The sequence below is a fragment of the Streptomyces sp. NPDC020379 genome (genome assembly GCF_044387105.1).
Taxonomy (GTDB): domain Bacteria; phylum Actinomycetota; class Actinomycetes; order Streptomycetales; family Streptomycetaceae; genus Streptomyces.
Window position 1 is genome coordinate 335,934 of record NZ_JBIRVR010000006.1, and the last position, 15,369, is coordinate 351,302.

At 72.6% G+C, this 15,369-nt stretch carries 16 protein-coding genes and 1 tRNA gene; 12 read left to right on the plus strand and 5 right to left on the minus strand.

What is annotated here, in order from left to right:
• The 7 genes from glp (at nt 1) to ACH427_RS11290 (ending at nt 6,442) form a co-directional block, all read left to right on the plus strand.
• A complete protein-coding gene (glp, locus tag ACH427_RS11260) occupies nt 1-1,338 on the plus strand; it encodes a gephyrin-like molybdotransferase Glp (protein WP_398869162.1) in 1,338 nt (445 codons plus the stop codon).
• A gap of 73 nt (nt 1,339-1,411) precedes the next feature.
• On the plus strand, nt 1,412-1,933 hold the full coding sequence (moaC, locus tag ACH427_RS11265) for a cyclic pyranopterin monophosphate synthase MoaC (RefSeq protein WP_398869163.1): 522 nt from the start codon (nt 1,412-1,414) through the stop codon (nt 1,931-1,933).
• Nucleotides 1,930-2,499 carry a molybdenum cofactor biosynthesis protein B gene (locus ACH427_RS11270; protein ID WP_398869164.1) on the plus strand — a complete coding sequence of 190 codons (570 nt, stop codon included), beginning with the start codon at nt 1,930-1,932 and terminating at the stop codon, nt 2,497-2,499. The genes moaC and ACH427_RS11270 overlap by 4 nt, the downstream gene beginning before the upstream one ends.
• Complete coding sequence (locus ACH427_RS11275; RefSeq protein ID WP_398869165.1) at nt 2,496-3,116, plus strand: GNAT family N-acetyltransferase; 621 nt, start codon at nt 2,496-2,498, stop codon at nt 3,114-3,116. Before ACH427_RS11270 ends, ACH427_RS11275 begins: the two co-directional genes overlap by 4 nt.
• A gap of 151 nt (nt 3,117-3,267) precedes the next feature.
• Nucleotides 3,268-4,308: a hypothetical protein gene (locus ACH427_RS11280; RefSeq protein WP_398869166.1), complete on the plus strand. Its 1,041-nt coding sequence runs from the start codon at nt 3,268-3,270 to the stop codon at nt 4,306-4,308.
• 91 nt (nt 4,309-4,399) lie between these two features.
• Nucleotides 4,400-4,473, plus strand: a tRNA-Ala gene (locus ACH427_RS11285).
• A 406-nt stretch (nt 4,474-4,879) separates the two neighbouring features.
• On the plus strand, nt 4,880-6,442 hold the full coding sequence (locus tag ACH427_RS11290; RefSeq protein ID WP_398869168.1) for a serine/threonine-protein kinase: 1,563 nt from the start codon (nt 4,880-4,882) through the stop codon (nt 6,440-6,442).
• A gap of 151 nt (nt 6,443-6,593) precedes the next feature.
• On the opposite strand, the gene ACH427_RS11295 is transcribed toward ACH427_RS11290, so the two are convergent.
• On the minus strand, nt 6,594-8,768 hold the full coding sequence (locus ACH427_RS11295; protein WP_398869169.1) for an alpha-N-acetylglucosaminidase: 2,175 nt from the start codon (nt 8,766-8,768) through the stop codon (nt 6,594-6,596).
• Nucleotides 8,769-8,961: 193 nt separating this feature from the next.
• Between ACH427_RS11295 and ACH427_RS11300 the strand changes: the two genes are divergently transcribed.
• The 3 genes from ACH427_RS11300 (at nt 8,962) to ACH427_RS11310 (ending at nt 11,275) form a co-directional block, all read left to right on the plus strand.
• A complete protein-coding gene (locus ACH427_RS11300) occupies nt 8,962-9,423 on the plus strand; it encodes a hypothetical protein (protein ID WP_398869170.1) in 462 nt (153 codons plus the stop codon).
• Between the two features lie 20 nt (nt 9,424-9,443).
• A complete protein-coding gene (locus tag ACH427_RS11305; RefSeq protein WP_398869171.1) occupies nt 9,444-10,673 on the plus strand; it encodes an ATP-binding protein in 1,230 nt (409 codons plus the stop codon).
• A gap of 101 nt (nt 10,674-10,774) precedes the next feature.
• On the plus strand, nt 10,775-11,275 hold the full coding sequence (locus tag ACH427_RS11310) for a DUF1269 domain-containing protein (protein ID WP_398869172.1): 501 nt from the start codon (nt 10,775-10,777) through the stop codon (nt 11,273-11,275).
• 176 nt (nt 11,276-11,451) lie between these two features.
• On the opposite strand, the gene ACH427_RS11315 is transcribed toward ACH427_RS11310, so the two are convergent.
• Nucleotides 11,452-11,937 carry a GNAT family N-acetyltransferase gene (locus ACH427_RS11315; RefSeq protein ID WP_398869173.1) on the minus strand — a complete coding sequence of 162 codons (486 nt, stop codon included), beginning with the start codon at nt 11,935-11,937 and terminating at the stop codon, nt 11,452-11,454.
• 67 nt (nt 11,938-12,004) lie between these two features.
• Between ACH427_RS11315 and ACH427_RS11320 the strand changes: the two genes are divergently transcribed.
• Nucleotides 12,005-12,796, plus strand: a complete 792-nt coding sequence (locus ACH427_RS11320) for an exodeoxyribonuclease III (RefSeq protein ID WP_398869174.1) — start codon at nt 12,005-12,007, stop codon at nt 12,794-12,796.
• Nucleotides 12,797-12,875: 79 nt separating this feature from the next.
• On the opposite strand, the gene ACH427_RS11325 is transcribed toward ACH427_RS11320, so the two are convergent.
• Nucleotides 12,876-13,100, minus strand: a complete 225-nt coding sequence (locus ACH427_RS11325) for a DUF397 domain-containing protein (protein WP_398869175.1) — start codon at nt 13,098-13,100, stop codon at nt 12,876-12,878.
• On the minus strand, nt 13,084-13,929 hold the full coding sequence (locus ACH427_RS11330) for a helix-turn-helix domain-containing protein (RefSeq protein ID WP_398869176.1): 846 nt from the start codon (nt 13,927-13,929) through the stop codon (nt 13,084-13,086). The genes ACH427_RS11325 and ACH427_RS11330 overlap by 17 nt, the downstream gene beginning before the upstream one ends.
• Nucleotides 13,930-14,971: 1,042 nt before the next feature.
• Here ACH427_RS11330 and ACH427_RS11335 point away from each other — a divergent pair.
• Nucleotides 14,972-15,115, plus strand: coding sequence for a hypothetical protein (locus ACH427_RS11335; RefSeq protein WP_398869177.1), 144 nt, complete (start codon nt 14,972-14,974; stop codon nt 15,113-15,115).
• 116 nt (nt 15,116-15,231) lie between these two features.
• On the opposite strand, the gene ACH427_RS11340 is transcribed toward ACH427_RS11335, so the two are convergent.
• On the minus strand, nt 15,232-15,369 hold a 138-nt coding region (locus ACH427_RS11340; protein ID WP_398869194.1), incomplete at its 5' end, for a helix-turn-helix domain-containing protein.

Here is a 15,369-nt window from a genome sequence, read left to right on the forward strand (position 1 = left end):
TTGAGCAGAACCGCCGACACATCCGCGGCCGGCACGTCCCCTGACACCGCCGCGGCCGAGGAGCGCCTCTGGTCGGTGGACGAGCATCTCGACGACGTCCTGGGCCGGATCCGGCCGCTGGAGCCGATCGAGCTGCAACTGCTGGACGCCCAGGGCTGCGTGCTCGTCGAGGACGTCACCGTGCCCGCCGCCCTGCCGCCCTTCGACAACAGCTCCATGGACGGCTACGCGGTCCGCACCGCGGATGTCGAGGGCGCGAGCGCGGAGTTCCCCGCGGTGCTCACCGTGATCGGCGACGTGGCCGCGGGAAGCGGCGAACTGCCCACCGTGGGGCCCGGCGAGGCCGCCCGCATCATGACCGGCGCCCCGCTGCCGCCGGGCGCCGAGGCCGTCGTGCCCGTGGAGTGGACCGACGGCGGCACCGGTGGCGGGCCCGCCACCACCATGGCCGCGCACAGCGCCGCGCCCGACGGCGCCACCGGCGAGGTCCGCGTCCACCGTCCCGTCGCCGACCGCGCCCATGTGCGCGCCCGCGGCAGCGACGTCGCCGCCGGATCCCTGGCCCTGCGCGCCGGTGCGGTCCTCGGCCCGCCCCAGATCGGCCTGCTCGCCGCGATCGGCCGGGCCACCGTGCGGGTGCGGCCCCGTCCCCGCGTCGTCGTCATGTCGACCGGCAGCGAGCTCGTCCAGCCGGGCGCGGAGCTGGGCCCCGGCCGGATCCACGACTCCAACAGCTTCGTCCTCACCGCCTGCGCCCGTGACGCCGGTGCCATCGCCTATCGCGTCGGCGCCGTCGCCGACGACGCCGAGACGCTGCGCTCCGCCCTGGAGGACCAGCTCATCCGCGCCGACATGGTCGTCACCAGCGGCGGCGTCAGCGTCGGCGCCTACGACGTGGTCAAGGAGACCCTCTCCGGGCTCGCCGGCGACGAGGGCAGCGTCTCCTTCCGCAGGCTGGCCATGCAGCCGGGCAAGCCGCAGGGCTTCGGCCGCATCGGCCCCGACCGCGTCCCGCTGCTGGCCCTGCCGGGCAACCCCGTCAGCTCGTACGTTTCCTTCGAGCTCTTCGCCCGGCCCGCGATCCGCGCCCTGATGGGACTCGAACCCCATGACCGCGCGACCGTGCGCGCCGTGTGCGCCGAGCGGATCGCCTCTTCCCCGGCGGGCCGCCGCCAGTTCCTGCGCGCCCGGCACGAGGACGGCACGGTCGAGCTCGTCGGCGGCGCCGGATCCCATCTGGTGAAGGCCCTCGCGGACGCCAACGCCCTCATAGTCGTCCCGGAGGACACCACCTCCGTGGAGGCGGGCACCGAGCTCGACGTGATCCTGCTCGACTGACCGCACCTGCACTGCTCCGCCACCCTCGCTGCCCGATACGGTGTCTGCCCGAACGGACCGGACCAGGAGAACGATGAGCAGCGCCCAGGACCCCCTTCCGCGGCCGACCGGCCTCACCCACCTCGACAGCGCGGGCGCGGCCCGGATGGTCGACGTCTCCGCCAAGGACGTCACCACCCGCACCGCGCGGGCGAGCGGCCGGGTGCTCGTCTCGCCCCGCGTCGTGGAACTGCTGCGGGGTGAGGGCGTCCCCAAGGGCGACGCGCTCGCCACCGCCCGCATCGCGGGCATCATGGGGGCCAAGCGCACCCCCGAGCTGATCCCGCTCTGCCACCCCCTGGCCGTCTCGGGCGTCAAGGTCGACCTGAGCGTCGACGACGACTCCGTCCGGATCCTCGCCACCGTGAGGACCACCGACCGCACGGGCGTGGAGATGGAGGCCCTGACGGCCGTCACGGTGGCCGCCCTCACGCTCGTCGACATGGTCAAGGCGGTCGACAAGGGCGCCGTGATCACGGATGTCCGGGTGGAGGAGAAGACCGGCGGCAAGTCGGGCCCGTGGACCCGGCCGGAGCGGGAAGGGGCGGGGGAGTGACGGACGCGCACGCGGGCGGACGCGCCCGCAGGGCCCTCGTCGTGACGGCCTCCAACCGCGCCGCCGCCGGGGTCTACGCCGACCGCGGCGGCCCGCTGCTGGTCGCCGGTCTCGAAGCCCTCGGGTTCGCCGTGGACGGCCCGCGGGTGGTCCCGGACGGCGAGCCCGTCGAGGCCGCGCTGCGCGACGCCGTGCGGGAGGCGTACGACGTGGTGCTCACCACGGGCGGCACCGGCATCTCGCCCACCGACCGCACCCCCGAGGCTACCCGCCGCGTCCTCGACCGCGAGATCCCCGGCATCCCCGAGGCGATCCGGGCGGAGGGGCTGGCGAAGGTCGCCACGGCCGCGCTCTCCCGGGGCCTCGCCGGGGTCGCGGGCCACACGCTGATCGTGAACCTGCCCGGATCGACCGGCGGTGTCCGCGACGGCCTGGCCGTCCTGGAGCGGATCCTCCACCACGCCGTGGACCAGCTCCACGGCGGCGATCACCCCGGCGGGACGGACGCTGACGGCACACCCCGCCCGCCGCGCCCGCCCGCGGACGGCCCCCGGACGCCCGCATGAGCGCCTGGCCCGCCGAGCTGCGGGACGGCGATGTCCTCTTGCGGCCCATCAAGCTGCGCGATCAGCACGCCTGGCGCGAGGTCAACCGCCGCAACCGCGACTGGCTGCGCCCCTGGGAGGCCACCATCCCGCCGCCCCCGCCCGGCGGGCCGGTCACCCAGCGCCCCACCTTCCGGCAGATGGTCCGCCATCTGCGGGCCGAGGCCCACGCGGGGCGGATGCTGCCCTTCGTCATCGAGTACCAGGGCCGGCTGGCCGGTCAGCTGACCGTGGCGGGCATCACCTGGGGCTCGATGTGCTCGGCCCACATCGGCTACTGGGTCGACGCGGCCGTCGCGGGCCGCGGCGTCATGCCGACCGCCGTCGCGCTCGCCGTCGACCACTGCTTCCACCATGTGGGGCTGCACCGGGTCGAGGTGTGCATCCGGCCGGAGAACCTCCCCAGCCGCCGGGTGGTGGAGAAGCTCGACTTCCGGGAGGAGGGCCTGCGCCCCGGCTACCTCCACATCGACGGCGCGTGGCGCGATCACCTGGTCTACGCGCTGACCACGGAGGAGGTCCCGGGCGGGCTGCTGGCGCGCTGGCACCGGTCCCGGCCCAGCACCTCTCACAAATGAAATAAACGTTCGAATTTAGCTGCCAATTGACAGTATTCGAGAAGTTCCGGTCCCAACAATCACAAAAAAAGTTCGAGATATCAGCCGGATCGTGCGACACACCGGGCCAATTGGCGGAATCCCTCGCGTGCGCCCCTCTACGGTGTGAAGTGTGAGCAGCAGTGGCCTCATCTACGCAGTCATCGTCGGGGCCTGGGCCGCCTATCTGGTGCCGATGTGGCTCCGCAGGCAGGACGAGCTCAATGAAGCCCGTCCGACGGAACGCTTCAGCACCGCCATCCGGCTGCTGTCCGGACGGGCGGGCATGGAGCGCCGTTACGCCAAGGGTCTGGAAGGGCGCGCGACCGACGGCGCGCCGGACCCCGGCGAGCCCGCGGACGTCCGCGGGCCCGAGCCGGCAGCGCCGACCGGGACGGTCGACGTCCGGCCCTTCGGCGCGCCCGCGCACCAGCCGGCCGGCGCGCCCCCCGGCGTGCCGCACTCCTCCCCGTCGGCCGCCGAGCGCGCCCGGCGCTCGAAGGTTCTCGCGCGCCGCCGCCGCACCACAGTGGTGCTCTTCCTCGCCTTCACGCTCGGCGCGGTCGTCGCGGGCGTCGGCGGGCTGGCGTTCCTGTGGGCCCCGGCCCTGCCCGCCCTGCTGCTCAGCGCGTACATCGTCTATCTGCGCACGCAGGAGCGGCGCCGGTTCGCCTTCACCATGGACCAGCGCCGTGCCGAACTCGCCGCGCAGCGGCTCCGCGAGGGCAGGCCCCGCCCTCGCCAGGCGGCGCCGGACCCCGTGACCGCCGCCGCACCCCTTGAGGACACCGTCACCCATCCGGCGCCCACGCCCGCCCCGCCCGCCGAGCCCTCGGCCACGGCGGGCCGCCGCGCGCTGGTCGAGCAGACCGACCACGCCGAGTGGGTCGACCAGCAGCGCGACCGGGGCACGGGCGGAGGCTGGGAGCCCGTGCCGGTGCCGCTGCCGACGTACGTCACCGCGCCGGTCGCCCCGCGCGCGGGGGACAGCGTGGACCTCGGCGCTCCGGACACCTGGAGCTCGGCCCGCTCCAGCACCGCGGAACCCACCGGCCGCCGCCCCGCGGAGGACCGCCGCTCCGGCCGCGGCCGCCGCCGTCCCCGCGAGCGCGGCCGCACTCCGCTGTTCGACCAGTACGCCGACGAGGAGCGTCCGCGCGCGGCCAACGAGTGACCGCCGCGCCCCCGCGGCCCGCGTCGCTGACCAGCGGGGGAGCGGATTTCCGAGCACCCGGATGGAGGTGCTAGAGTTTCACTCGTTGCAAGGGCCTGTGGCGCAGTCCGGTAGCGCACCTCGTTCGCATCGAGGGGGTCAGGGGTTCGAATCCCCTCAGGTCCACCGCAACAACTGTTCTCGGGTCAGCCCGGGGGCAGTTGACGAGATCCCGTCCGATCGTTCCGATCGGGCGGGATCTTCGCGTTTCCGGGGCGTCCGTGAGGTCCGGTGCCGGCGGAGGCCGAGTCCGGGCGCCGTCCGCGGCCTTGACCGCTGCGAGGCCGTCGGCCGTACGGCGGGGTGCCGGGATGTGCCCTGCCGCCCGCGTCCCGGCATCGCTCCCTTGAGCCGAATTGCTCTGCTCCGCACCTTTCTTGGCCCACGTTCCGCCCGGCGCCGGGCCCCGGCCACCTCCGGCTCCGCCCACCCCCCGCTGCCGTCGGAGCGGCGCGGGCCGTTCGTGATCCCGCCTCTACTCTTGTGCCCGTCGGACGGGTGAGCGAAGAGCGGTCGTGGAACGGAGCGTGCGGTGTCGACGGGGGACGCGAAGTACGGAGAGCTGATCGGGAAGCTTCTCGGTGGCCGGTACCGGGTGACCGCGACGGTCGGGCGGGGCGGCATGGGAGTCGTCGCGCGGGCGGTCGACACGCTGCTCGACCGGGAGGTCGCCGTCAAGGTGCTGCGGGCCTACACCGACGCCTCCGCGGCCGAACTGGCCGGTCTGCGCGCCCGGATGCGAAGGGAGGCGCGGGCCGCGGCCCGCGTCCGGCACCGTGGCGTGGTCACCGTGCACGACGTGACCGAGGAGGAGGGCCTGCCGGTCATCGTCATGGAACTCGTCGACGGGCCCTCGCTCGACGACGTCCTGGCGGAGCGCGGCGCGCTGGATCCGCGCGAGGCCGCGGCGATCGGTGCCGAGCTGACGGACGCTCTCGACGCGGCGCACCGCGCCGGTGTGCTGCACCGGGACGTGAAGCCGGGCAACGTCCTGCTGGAGCGCGGCGGCCGGGTCGTGCTCACCGACTTCGGCATCGCCAGCATCGAGACGTCCGGCGACGACGCCATGGCCAAGCTGACCCGCAGCGGTGAGATCGTCGGGTCCCTCGACTATCTGCCGCCCGAGCGCGCGCAGGGCGCGGAGCCCGGACCCGCCTCCGACATCTGGTCGCTCGGCATGACGCTGTACGCGGCGGTCGAGGGCACCTCGCCGTTCCGCCGGACCTCCGTCTGGTCCACGCTGTCCGCGATCGTCGGTGAACCGCTGCCCGAGCCCCGGCGGGCGGGGCCGCTCGCGCCGGTGCTCCGGGCGCTGATGGCGAAGGAGCCGGAGCGGCGGCCGACCGCCGGGCAGGCGCGCGCGATGCTGGAGCAGGCGGCCGCCGGCGGGCCGGCGGCCCCTGTTTCCGTCCCGCGGACCCCCACCGAGCCCTCCGTCGTCGCTCCCGGCTTCGGCCCGCCGCCTGCCGTCGGGACCGGAGGCGCACCCTCCCCGCAGCCCGCTCCCGCTCCCGCTCCCGCGCGCGGTGGCAAGGCCCCGCGCCGTGGCAGGGTCCTCATCGCGGCGGCGGCAGCGGCCGTCGTGCTCGTCGGCGGCGGCGTCGCGTACGCCCTTGTGGGCGAGCACGGTGACGGCCGCGCGCGGGCGGCGGCGCCCGGACCCGCGGCGTCCCCCAGCGGCCGGCCGGGCCCGGGTGGCGACGCCGACGGCACGCGCGTCTGGCCCAGCCCCTCGGGCTCCCAGGGGAAGCCGTCCGCCACCGCTTCCGAGCCGGGCGCCCCGCCCCGGGCGCCGGCGGCGTCCTCGGTGAAGCCCAGCCCGCTGCCGACGGCCTGCGGCGGCTGGAACCACCGCGACCCCGACCCGGGCACCTACGGCTATATGACCGGCTCCTACCACCTGGAGACCGGGCCCTACGCGAACTGCCCCGACGTCTCGGTGGCCAAGGCCGGAGCGAATCTCTGGTACCACTGCTACGTCGCCAACGCGTATGGCCACAAGTGGACTTACGTCCGCATAGCGGGCACCAGCACGGCGGGCTGGATGTCCAACGACAACCTCACGCGGCAGAACGGCCCCTCGACCCACTGCTGAGCGGAAGGCGGGCCGCTGCGCGGGCCGGGCGAAGGCCGCTGCTGAAGGAGCGCGGGGCGGCACCGATTCGCGGCTCCGCCGTGTGCGCGCGACCGGCCACGACGGCGCCGCGCACGCCCGACGGCACCTCGCCGTACTTCCAGCGCGGCGCTCACAGCTTCGCCGCCACCGCGTGGGCGATCCGCACGATGTCGCCCGACGGCTTCACCGGGTACGCGGGATGGTCGCGGGTCCAGCGGTCCTCCAGGGTGAACCAGTCGACCGGCTTGGGCTCGCGGTGGCCGGCCAGCGCCGTGTCCAGGGAGGTGAAGTACGTCTTCCAGCGCAGCCGGTAGAGGCCGCCGACCAGGCCCGACCACTCGCGGTTGGCGTAGTCGTGCAGCTTGCCCCGGTCGGCCGACGGGCGCGGGCCCCAGGTGGTCAGCAGGGAGACCGCGTCGTACTCCAGGCGGTCGCGCTCGGCCGCCGTCGTGCCCCAGGCGCGCGCCTCGGCGATCCAGCGGCCCAGCAGATGGCCGCCGTCGGTGGCCACGGCCTGTTCCAGCAGCGACATCCAGGAGAGCCACTCGCGGGCGAGTGCGCGGAAGCGGGCCCGGTCGCCGGCGTCGAACGCGGCCTTCAGGCGCGGCAGGAGCAGGCGGGCGCGGTTGGCGACGCACTGCCGGGTCACGTCCAGGAGGTCGTAGCGGTAGGCGCTGCTGCGGCGCAGCGCGGGGGCGACGGCGAGCAGTGCGGGCAGGGCCTGTTCGAACTCGGCCGCGTCGTAGCGCAGTTGCCCCGGCGACCAGGCGGCGGCGTGGGTGACGGCGAGGTCGGGGCGGGCGGCGAAGAGGCTGTCGGCGGGCTCGCTCCAGCCGTCCGTGCGGCTGGTGCCGTAGGCGGTGCGCCGCAGGATGTCCCAGGCGCGCACGGCGTGGGCGTCGGCGGCGCCGTAGCGGTAGCGGGGCCACTCCTCGAACCAGGACGGCAGGTCCACCGGGCCGTTCGTCCACGGCAGGTCGCCGAAGAGGGCGAGGGCCGCGGGGTTGTTGTCGGCGGCCTCGGGCAGCAGGGCGATGCCGCGCAGGGCGCTGCCCTTCTTGGTGCGCCACCGGTCGTAGAGCGTCGCCCAGTCACGGGTGTTGGCGCCCATCGCGGTGTGGCCGCCGAAGTTCCAGATCGACCCGAAGGCGTACGGCGTGCCCCGCCAGTCGGCCTCCCGGTCGGTGACATTGCCGTAGTGGTCGCTGAGGCCGTCCAGGATCAGCATCCGGGACCTGTCGACGGCGTCGAGGATCTCGCGGCGCGGGTTGCTCTGCCAGCCGAGGATGGCCCAGGTGGCGTCCGGGTGGGCGGTGCGCAGGGCCTTCTCGACGGCCCGCGCGGCGGTGCCCACGGGGACGTTCCCGGGGTCGCCGCCCTCGTGCAGCAGGTCCATCTTGTACATCGACGTCGCCCCGAACAGCTCCTGCTGCACCCCGTAGAAGGTCCGGGCGACCCGGCCGAAATGCGCGGTGCGCGGGTCGAGCCAGTCGGGCCGCCGGAAGCCGCCCCAGTCGCCCTGCGGGATGGTGCGGGCACCGGGGTTGCGCCGGGTGAACCCGGGCGGCACGGTGCCGAAGTAGCCCGGCAGCACGGGCGTCATGCCCAGCTCGCGCAGCCTGCGCACGATCTTCCGCGCCAGGGCCACGCGCCGGTCGAGCAGCGCGCGGGAGACGGGCCCGCCGAAGGAGGCCATGTTCTGGAGCAGCCACCACGGCTGGTGCGCGGGGGCGGGCAGCCACTCGCGCAGCTCGGTGTCGCTGTAGCCGAACTCCGCGAACGTCCGGTGGTAGACGGCGTCGGTGCCCGCGTAGACCAGCACCTCGTTGAACCCGTGCAGCGCCAGCACATCGATTTCGCGCTCCCAGTAGTCCCACCCCTTGTACGGCCCGGCGTAGCCGTCGTTGGTGTCGTTGAGGGCGAAGCGGTGCGTGACGTTCGCGGCCTTGGCCAAAGGGGTACGGACGCCGGGTAGGCGGTCGGGGAGGGCGGTCTGCGCACCGTTCCAGGAGAAGTGGGCGTGGGCCGTATGTCTGAGATACCAGTGGAATCCGGTCAGTTGCACCGCCGGGGTGCTGCCCTCCACCAGGAGCGTGCCCGGCCCGCCGGAGACCCGGAAGACGTCCGCGCCGCCCTGGCGGGGCACCGTGCGGAAGGTGACCTGGGAGTGATGGCGGGGCAGCAGCCGCGCGAGCGCCGCGGCGGCGCCACCGGCCCGGCCCTCGGCGGCGGCCGGCGGCCCGGCCGCACCGAGCGCGGCGGATCCGGCGAGTGCGCACAGGAGCGTACGACGGGCGACATGCATGAGTGACCTCCACCGTGACACCGCGGCGACCGGACCGGACCACTTGAGCCCGGTGATCCTACGAGCTGACAAGCGACATCGGGCAAGGGTGCGGTCGGCAAACCAGCCACGCCGGTTACATTTGGCACGAATGGCCCCATCGGACTGCTCCGACCTGCTACGCCGTCCCCGCCCGTCCGACCCGAGGAAGCCCGTGCGTACGCTGCGAACGCCGATCGCGACCCTCGGCGCCCTGGTCCTCGCCCTGGCGCTGCTGGGCGCGCTGTGCGCCTGCGCGGAGCCGGGCGGGCTCAAGGTGGAGGGCCCCGCGCCCAGCCCCTCGCCGGGCACCGCCCCGGTCTATGTCTCCGAGGGCGCGGGCCGGCCGCCGCTGCGCAGCCCCGCCGCCTTCACCGCCTCCGGCAGCGTCCGCCTCACCGGGCTGAGCTGGAGCACCTGGGGCGGCGCGACCGCCCGGGGCACCGGCAAGGTCGGCGGCGCCTGGTGCGCGCCCGGCTGCGCCACCGCGCCGTACGACGCCAAGGTCACGCTCGGCGGCCTCGTGCGGCAGGACCGGTCCGCCTACTACAGCCGCGCCACCGTCGACGTCGACGGCCTGCCGGCCGAGCAGCGGGCGGAGCTGCGCGACCTGCGGCTCCACATACCCAAGCGTTAGCCGGCGAGGAGCCTTCAGCCATGGGACTGCGTACGAAGATCGGTGTGGCCATCACCGCCACCGCCGCCCTGGTCGCCGTCATCATGGGCCTCGTCGTGCACCACCGCACCGCCTGCACCCAGCTCGACACCGCGCGCGACTCCCTCGACTCCCGGCTCGGCGCCGCCGTCGAGGACCACGCCGCGGGCTTCGACCGGCCGCACACGCTCATCAACCCGGCCGGGATACCGGGGCCGCTGCGGAGGGCCATCGACAGGGGCAAGCGCGCCACCTATCTGGACCGCAGCGGCCCCGAACCGACGCTCTGGGCGGGCAGCCGCCTCGGCAACGATGTCATCGTCCTCAAGCACCCCTACACCCGGCAGGTCCGCAACCTCCAGAACCTCGACGAGGTGCTCTGGCTGGCCGGCGGCCTCGGCACCGCCTTCGCCTGCGTCGTCGGCGTGGGCCTCGCGACCGTGGCCGGCCGCCGCCTCAACGCCTCCGCCCGCACCGCCGAACGCATCGCCGACGGTGACCTCACCGCCCGTCTCAGGCCCCGGGGCGGCAAGGACGAGATCGCCCGGCTGATCGTCGCGGTGAACACCATGGCCGACGCCCTCGCCGCCCGCCTCCAGGCCGAACGCGAAGTGACCTCGAACATCGCGCACGAACTGCGCACGCCCGTGGCCGGCCTCGTCACCGCCGCCGCGCTGCTGCCGCCCGGCCGCCCCGCCGACATGGTCCGCGAACGCGCCCGGCGGCTGAGCGGACTCATGGAGGACGTCCTGGAGGTCGCCCGCCTCGACGGCTCCACCGAGCAGGCCGAGACCGAGGTACGGGCGCTCGGCGAGCTCACCCGGCGGGCGGTGCGCGCCACCGCCGTCCCCGAAGGCGCCGTCGTCGAGGTCCGCGTCCTGCGCGAGGGCCTGGTCGAGACCGACGGGCGGCGGGTCGAGCGGATCCTCGCCAATCTCGTCACCAACGCCTTCCGGCACGGCGCCGCGCCGGTCGTCGCCGAGGTCGACGGCGGCGTCGTCCGCGTACGCGACAGCGGCCCCGGCTTCCCGCCGCGGCTGCTCAGCAGCGGCCCGCAGCGCTTCCGTACGGGCTCCGGCAGCGGGCTGGGCCTCGGGCTGACCATCGCCGCGGGGCAGGCCCGTGTCCTGGGCGCGCGGCTGACCTTCGCCAACCCCGACGGCGGCGGCGCGGAGGCCGTCCTCGACCTCTCCTCGGCCGTTCGCGAGAAGCAGGCCGAGGAGAGGCCGTGAGAATGCGGGCGGAGCGGGCAGGCGCAACAGTGGAAAGCACGGAAGCCACCGATCGAGCCGGTGGCAGCCACCAACCGAGCCGACGCACGGGAGCGGTCACGATGGACGAGCACGTCCTCTTCATGAATGTCGACGGCCCGCACGACGGGCGGCGCGCCCTCGACGCGCTCCGCCAGGCGCACGCCGACGGCGACATCAAGCTGCGCGAGGCCACGGTGATCAGCCGGGACGCCGAGGGCAACCTCGAGTTCCCCGACACCGAGGACAACACCGGTACCGCCCGCGGCTTCGCCGTCGGCAGTCTGGTCGGCGGTCTCGTCGGCATCCTCGGCGGCCCGCTCGGCATCATGATCGGCTTCGGGGCGGGCGGCCTTGTCGGGGGTGCGCGTGACGCGCGCGACGCGACCGCGGCCAACGCGGCTGTGGAGATGCTTGCCGCTGAGGTTCCGCCGGGGAGCACGGTGCTGATCGCCGAGGTGGGGGAGGACCGGGCGGATGTCCTGGATTCGGCGCTGTCCCGGTTCGGGACGGGGCTGGAGAGGTATCCGGCGGAGCGGGTGCGGTCGCTTGTGGAGGCGGCGATTGCTTCGCGGGAGGATTGAGTGGGTTCATCCGCGGGTTGTATGTGGTTGCGGTTCGGGTGGCCCCGATCGCCGGCCGGGGCCGGCTTTGGCGGGCTCGCCGTTGCCTTGTGCGGGCCCGCCAAAGCCGGCGGCGGCAGCGGACCCGCACGGCGGGGGCTGGTGAGGGAAAGGGCGGGGCAGGGGAAAAGCCCCGGTCACCCCAGCCGTTTCGTGAAGCAGCGGCTGCCCTCGTGGTAGCGGTACAGGCCGAACTTCCGCTCCGCCGGAACCGGGGCATAGCCGCTGGAACCGTAAAGCGCTATCGCCTCCGGCTGCATCGTCCCCGTCTCCAGAACCATCCGCAGACGGCCGGCCGCCGTCGCGTCCTCCTCCAGAGCCGCCAGGATCCGCCGCGCCAGGCCGCGGCCCCGCGCGCGCCGGACCACGTACATCCGCTTCAGCTCCGCGTCGCCGTCCGCGTACCCCTCGTCGTTCGCCTCCTGCGAGCGCCAGCCGCCGGTGGCCACCGGGGTGCCGTCGTCCTCGTACGCGATGAGATATAGGCCACGCGGCGGGTCGAACTGGGCCGGGTCCATGGGGGTGAGGTCACCGTCGCCGTAGCGCTCCGCGTACTCCAGCTGCACCTGGTCAGTGAGCTTCACGGCGTCCGGGTGGTCGTAGGCGACGGGAACGATGCGCATTCAACGGATCGTACGGCCGCACGGACGGGCGCGACAGGCGTGTCGCGGAAGTCGGTATCGTGCCGGAATGCTCACCGTGACCTCCGTGAATGTGAACGGCCTGCGCGCCGCCGCCAAGAAGGGCTTCGTCGACTGGCTGGCCGCCACCGAGGCCGACGTCGTCTGCCTCCAGGAAGTACGCGCGGAGGCCCATCAGCTTCCCGAGGACGTGCGCGAGCCCGCCGGCTGGCACACCGTGCACGCCCCCGCGGCCGCGAAGGGGCGCGCGGGCGTCTCGATCTACTCCCGGCGCGAGCCGGACGCGGTGCGGGTCGGCTTCGGCTCGGCCGAGTTCGACGGCAGCGGCCGCTATGCGGAGATCGACCTGCCCGGCGTCACGGTCGCCAGCCTCTACCTCCCTTCCGGTGAGGTCGGCACGGAGCGGCAGGACGAGAAGGAACGCTTCATGGCCGAGTTCCTCCCCTACCTCGTCGCGCTGCGCGCGCGGGCGGCGGCGGAGGGCCGTGAGGTGCTCGTCTGCGGTGACTGGAACATCGCCCACACCGAGGCCGACCTCAAGAACTGGAAGGCCAACCGCAAGAGCGCGGGCTTCCTGCCCGAGGAGCGCGCCTGGCTGACCGAGGTCTTCGGGGAGTACGTGGACGTGGTCCGTGCGCTGCATCCCGGTGTCGACGGGCCCTACTCGTGGTGGTCCTACCGGGGGCGCGCTTTCGACAACGACTCGGGGTGGCGGATCGATCTGGTTGTCACAACCGAAGGTATCGCACAGCGGGCGGTGAAGGCACACGTGGAGCGGGCCGCCAGCCACGCCGAGAGGTGGAGCGACCACGCGCCTGTGACGGTCGTCTTCGACATGTAGTGCAGGAACGAAGGGCCCGCGTTCGGCGGGGCCGCTGAACAGGGACTGCCCCTTGCCCCTCCGGATCGCCCAGAGGCCGTCAGAGAGCCGGGAGAGGGTCGCCCTTCACCTTGGCCACGAACGCGGCCCACGCGCCCGCAGGGAAGCTCAGGGCGGGGCCGCAGGGGTCCTTACTGTCGCGCACAGGGACTATGCCAGCAGTAACGGCGATCTTCGGCTCCCACTCAACACAGCCGCCTCCGTTGCCGTTGCTGTAGGTGGACTTGACCCACTCCGCGTGGGAGAGGTCAGGGGTGGTGCTCATGAGGAAGTGCCTCCATTACGGATTGGATGAAGACCGCCGACTCACTTGGCGACAGGGCGTAAGCCCTCATCAGATCGTAGGACCGGTGGCGGGTGCTGACCGCCTCCGGGTCTTCGATCAGCTGTCCGGTAGCAATGCTTTCCTCGTAGGCAACCGTCGAGCCATCATCCAGGGCCATCAGCGTCAGCGCGCCACCCAGTAAGGCATGTTCCCCGTGTTCGAACGGCAGAATCTGCACCGTGGTCGTTGGAGTGTCCACAAGCTCGATCAGGTTTGACAACTGCGCCCGCATGACGGCCGACCCCCCGATGGGGCGCCGTATCACTGCCTCATCCAAGATCATGGAGAGGTCCGGCACAGGGTCGGTTCTCAGCAGCGTTTGCCGACTCAACCGGGCCGTTACAAGTTCCTCTACCTCGTCTGCGCTGGCCTTCGGGTTACTGATGCGGAAGAGCGCACGAGCGTAATCCTCAGTTTGAACGAGCCCCGGCACGATGTGCCCGGCGTACTCGCCGATGACACGTGATCGCGCCTCCAACTCCATCCTGCGCCTGTACTTGTCTGGGTGGATCTCCTTGCGGGCAAGGCGGTAGAGCTCTTCGAAGATCCCGTCAGTACCAAAGGCCACGTCTAGCACGGCCGGTAGCTCAGGGGGCGGCATGACATCGGCCGCTTCGATACGGGACAGGTGGCTTTTGCTGATCTTCACCACGCCTGCCAGGGCGTCAAGGCTCATGTTGTCTGCCCGCTCGCGATACGCGCGCATCTTGGCACCGAACAAGTGTCGGGCACTCCTGTCCGGCGTGAGTGCGCGTGGTCGTGCTGACATGTGTGCAGCTCCCCATCTCCCCAATGCCCATTGGGGACATCAATCTCTAGTAGTCGCGTGGCCAGTAGAGCAACTCTAAGCATGTACACGGGAGTTGCCCGGCCGGGACGGTCGGGACACATGGAGGCTCGAACACGATGACGTACCGGACTGGGGCCTGGGTCGTAGACACCCGCAGCGACAAGCTTGGGATGGTGATGGACAAGCGATGGGGGAGCGTCCAGCTCCGTGCGCCCGGCGGAGGCAAAGAGTGGGACTGCCCCTCTTCGGCGCTGAGGCTGGCGACACGTACTGAGCTGGGCGCGGCCAGAGTGTGGCACAAGGCGGGCGCATGACGACCATGCGAGTACCAAAGATGCTGGCACTCATTCCGTCATCCACCGTGCGCTACACGCCCCCGGGCAGGACCGTGAAGCCCTGCCCGTTCCCGTGCTCCATCTGTCGGCGGAAGGGACGGCAATGATCCGGCGACGGCATGCGCGCCGCTCGGGCGCACGGCGGGACTGGACGGGCCATCTCGAAGGGCTGGTTCTTCTCGGCGCCCTGATGGCCGCCTGTGGCGCTGTCATCTGGCTCGCTGCTCACGGCGGCCCGAGCCGCTTCTAGATTCCGCTCTCTGCTGGTGTCACCTCTCCGCACCCTCTTCCCCAGCAGAGGGCGGGAACCACGCCCGTCCGGTGGGCGCCTTGGCAGGTCCAGCCGGACGGGTGCACCACCGCACGACAGCCACGGCGGCTGGGCCATCAAGTCGCGCTTAAGTAGGGCGATTTACGGATGCGTGCCGCCCCTAGCTGACACAGTGGGGAACATGAACGACGGCAACGGAACATGGTCCGACGCGTACCGATCCGGCGGGCCGCAAAAATCCCCCGTGAAATGCGTCAAGTGCCAGAACCCCGACAAGGTCATCACCACAAAGGCAATGAACCCGCGCACTGGAGAAGAGGAATGGCGACTTACGTGCCTGGGCTGTCGGGTTGCCTGGCCGATGGATCAACACGGGGGGGAACCCGACGAGTACATGTAATCGCATGGAGGGATCATGGACGGTCGACAGTTCCGCAATGCGCTCCGGTGGCTCCCGATTCTGGCGAACACCAACTGCCCGAGCTGCAACAGCCCGCTCGTGTGGACACCCGACGGCCGTAAGTTCATCTGCCAGAGCTGCGGCAACGAGTGGACGTAACAGCATGATTGGACGGCACCGGCCGCAGTCTGAGCGATCAGCGTAGCCAGCAGATCGCCCCGCCTGCGCGTTCCTCCCCCGAGGCGCGCGGGTAGGGCTCTGCGCTCCGCTACGCCCTACTGGCCAAGATGCCTGTACAAGGTTGCCCTGGACACCCCAAGGGCCTTAGCGATGGCCGTGACGCTCTCCCCCTTGGCGTGCCGAGCACGGGCCACGGCAAGCTTGTCGTCATCGACAACGGTCGGTCGTCCGCC